General features: G+C 58.7%; 4 protein-coding genes. 3 read left to right on the top strand and 1 reads right to left on the bottom strand.

The features are described 5' to 3' along the window. Positions 1-314 precede the first annotated feature (314 nt). On the bottom strand, positions 315-689 hold the full coding sequence (locus tag QZ196_RS17365) for a nuclear transport factor 2 family protein (protein WP_296428642.1): 375 nt from the start codon (positions 687-689) through the stop codon (positions 315-317). A 180-nt stretch (positions 690-869) separates the two neighbouring features. Between QZ196_RS17365 and QZ196_RS17370 the strand changes: the two genes are divergently transcribed. From QZ196_RS17370 to QZ196_RS17380, 3 genes are all read left to right on the top strand, one after another. Beyond that, complete coding sequence (locus tag QZ196_RS17370) at positions 870-1,295, top strand: transposase (protein ID WP_296428645.1); 426 nt, start codon at positions 870-872, stop codon at positions 1,293-1,295. Next, positions 1,292-1,639, top strand: a complete 348-nt coding sequence (gene tnpB, locus QZ196_RS17375; RefSeq protein WP_296428647.1) for an IS66 family insertion sequence element accessory protein TnpB — start codon at positions 1,292-1,294, stop codon at positions 1,637-1,639. The genes QZ196_RS17370 and tnpB overlap by 4 nt, the downstream gene beginning before the upstream one ends. Positions 1,640-1,701: 62 nt before the next feature. After that, positions 1,702-3,339 (top strand): IS66 family transposase, encoded by a 1,638-nt coding sequence (locus QZ196_RS17380; RefSeq protein WP_296428650.1) that lies wholly within the window; start codon positions 1,702-1,704, stop codon positions 3,337-3,339. Positions 3,340-3,557: the final 218 nt, after the last annotated feature.

Below are 3,557 nucleotides of genomic sequence, written 5' to 3' on the forward strand. Positions count from 1 at the left end.
TGTTAGCTGATAGTAGACGGATAGGGTAGGACCTGAACTCCCTGTCTCTCCGCCACAATACCGTACCCATACCGGGTCAAGAACGGTATAAGTATCAGATTACACTCAGGATTTTAACGGGACGCCTACGCTCTAGACCTATAAATTTGTCTTTGCGCCAACGGCAGCTTCTACCGTGAGTGGAGCCTGCCGAAAAACGGGGCCATGAGCGCGATGCGGATAAAGGGACCGTTGAGACGGTATCCGGGCAAGTTCTTCGTTCGGTTTTTTCGGATATGAGGCCGAAACATCTGGCCGGACGCTGTCGGCAGGTGTCAGTATGTGTCGTTCCAGATCTTCGTGACATGCCCAATCTTATCCCCCTCAAACTCCATCGAGTAGACATAGTTGGTGGAAACGCTCTTCTGCTCTCCTTCACCAATTGGCGTCCCCATGAATACGCCATAGGCCATGACAACGCTCCGAGGCTTATCCAGGGCAAACCCTTTTAACTCGTATGAAACGTCTGACATACGGTCGTAAACAGCTGCCATCCAATCGCAATAGCCTCCGAGGGTCGTAATATTCTCCAAGGCTACGGCCTCGGCGGCAAAACTGGCGTCGTCGGTGCAATACTGCTCGCAGCCATCCCAACCTTTGCCCGTCTCACATGCCTCAAAGAATTTCTCGGCAGTTTCAAACATTCCCATGACCAAACCTTTCCGTTCTCATCGAGACTCCGCAACCAGACCCTAATTTGGCTACTCTGTCTACTAGCTTGCCGATTTCATTCATCCTGGCATCATGTTTCAAAGGTGACAGGAGGACTGTCCATGGTAACCGCCCCATTGGCACCGCCTGCCTAACGGCAGGGCGGTGATCTAAGGTACGTGTTTAACGACGTCGTTAACGACGTGTCTTATTCGGGGTCTGCGATGCGTGGCGAAATTCTTGGTTTGGAGCGGCGGCGCTTCTGGCGTGATGAGGACAAGCTTGAGATTGTCATGTCGGTCGGGATCGACGGGGCCACGGTGACACAGGTGGCGCAGCGCCATGAGGTGACCCGGCAACAGATTTATGCTTGGCGGCATGACCTCAAGAAGAAGGGTCTGTGGTCGCCCGATGCCGGGGCGCTGTTTTTTCCGTTGCACATGCCAGTTGCGGCTGGAGTGCCTGTGGCGCAGGCACCGGTTGCTGAGGCACCGCCGCCGGTTGCTGTTGAGTTGCGTCTGCGTGGCGGGCGCAGCTTGCATTTTGAAAGCACAATCGACCCGGCCAGGCTGACAGCCCTAATCCGAGCGGTGGACGCCGCATGATCGGTCCCGGCACTGGCGTTCGTGTGTATCTGGCCTGTGGTGTGACTGATATGCGCAAGGGGATCGCAGGGCTGGCGGCGCTGGCCCAAGACGTGCTGCGGCAAAAGCCTGCCAGTGGTGCGGTGTTTGCGTTTCGGGGCCGTCGGGGTGACCGGCTGAAGTTGCTTTATTGGGATGGGCAGGGATTTTGCCTCTATTATAAGGTTCTTGAGCGAGGCCGTTTCCCTTGGCCGAATGCCCAGAATGGCGCAGCGCGACTGACCTCGGCGCAACTGGCGATGCTGTGGGAAGGGATCGACTGGCGGCGTCCGGATTGGGGTGCTCCGCCTGCCCGGGTGGGGTGATTTTATTGCTGTTATGGCGTTATTTATATGGCCCTTCGACCTGATTTTTGGTAGTCAGGCGCATGTCAAAGCCTGCTGAAATCCTGCCTGATGATCCCGCTGAATTGCGCGCGATGATCGCCGCTTTGCAGGCCGAGAACGCGCGGATCGCGGCAGAAAACGCCAAGATATCGGCCACGTTGCGCGTCCATGATCAGTTGGTTCAGGCGCTTCGTTTGCGGATCGCCAAGTTACAGAAACTGGCTTTCGGCAAGTCCTCGGAGAAGATCGAGCGCGAGATCGAGCAGCTGGAACTTGCGCTGGAAGACCTATTGGTCGCGGTGGCCGAGGAAGATGACGCGCCCATCAACGAAGGGCAGGATGAGCCGTCATCAGAGGCTGCCGATGCGCCCGCGTTGCGTCGCCGGCCTCGTGTATCGGATAGCACCCCGCGCGAGCGCCGTGAACTGGACCCCGGTGCCTGCTGCTCTGATTGTGGCGGTGATCTGCGCGTGGTGGGCGAAGATGTCAGCGAATTGCTGGACATGATCGCCGCCCAGATGAAGGTGATCCAGATCGCCCGGATCAAGAAATCCTGCCGCCGCTGCGAGCGGATGGTGCAGGAACCGGCCCCCAGCCGCCCGATCCCGGGCAGTATGGCAGGGCCGAACCTGCTGGCCCACGTTCTGGTCTCGAAGTTCGACGACCACCTGCCTTTGTATCGCCAGCATGAGATCTTCGCCCGCATGGGGGCGGACATCCCCGAAAGCACGCTGGTCGGCTGGTGCGGGCGGGCCATGAAGACCCTGCAGCCGCTGATCGCACGGATCGAGGCGGACATCATGGCCAGCGATCTGCTGCATGCGGACGACACACCCATCCGGGTGCTGGATCGCAGCATGCGCGACAAGGGGCTTGGCAAGGGTGTCAAGCAAGGCCGGATCTGGGCCTATGTGCGCGACCAGCGACCCTGGGCGGGGGCATCGCCACCGGGTGCTGTCTATCGCTTTGCGCCAGACTGGAAAGAAAAGCACGTTCTTAGCCACCTGGCCGATGCGCGCGGCATCCTGCAAGCGGATGGTTACAAAGGCTATGCCAAGCTTTACGCGCCAGAGCCTGATGGCACAGCCCGTTTGCAGGAGGCCGCCTGTTGGGCGCATTTGCGGCGCGACTTCCACGACTTCTGGACCTCGACCAAATCCGAGATCGCCCGCGAGGCGCTTGACCGGATCGGCAAGTTCTACGACATCGAGCGCGATATAAACGGCCAGTCCGCTGACGTGCGTCATGCGACGCGTCAAAAGCTTACCCAGCCCAAGGTGACAGCCTTCTTCGCCTGGTCCGAAGAGCAGCTTCTGCGCATCCCCGGCAAAAGCGATCTGGCCAAGGCGTTCCGTTACGGCCTCGCGCGGCGGGAGGCCTTCAGTCTGTTTCTATCCGACGGTCGTGTGGCCATCGACAACAATCCAGCTGAACGGGCCCTGCGCCCGATTGGAATAGGACGGAAAAACTGGCTCTTCGCGGGCGCCGATACCGGCGCGGAAACCCTCGCACGCGCGATGACTGTCATTGAAACGGCCAAGCTGAACGGTCTCGACCCGCTGGCCTATCTGGCTGACATTCTCGACCGCATCCACGATCACAAGATCAACAGGCTGGATGAGTTGCTGCCGTGGAACTGGTCGCCGGTGACATCCGCAATGAGCAATCAAGCCGCGTAGGCCGCGGTATCAACGAGGCGGTTACTGTCCATGCCACATCTTTACTGGCTTCACGAAGCACACGTGAAACGCATTCAACAGAGGCCCCCTAGAACTCTGTCTCGAACGACGGTCACACACAGAGGTCGTTCACTAAATTTGCGGTCATCTTATGTGGTCTCAGCCCCAGTGGCCTGCACCATCCATTCATACATGACATCTAACGGATATCCTGAGCC

This window comes from Yoonia sp. (genome assembly GCF_017854565.1).
In the GTDB taxonomy this organism is placed as follows: domain Bacteria; phylum Pseudomonadota; class Alphaproteobacteria; order Rhodobacterales; family Rhodobacteraceae; genus Yoonia.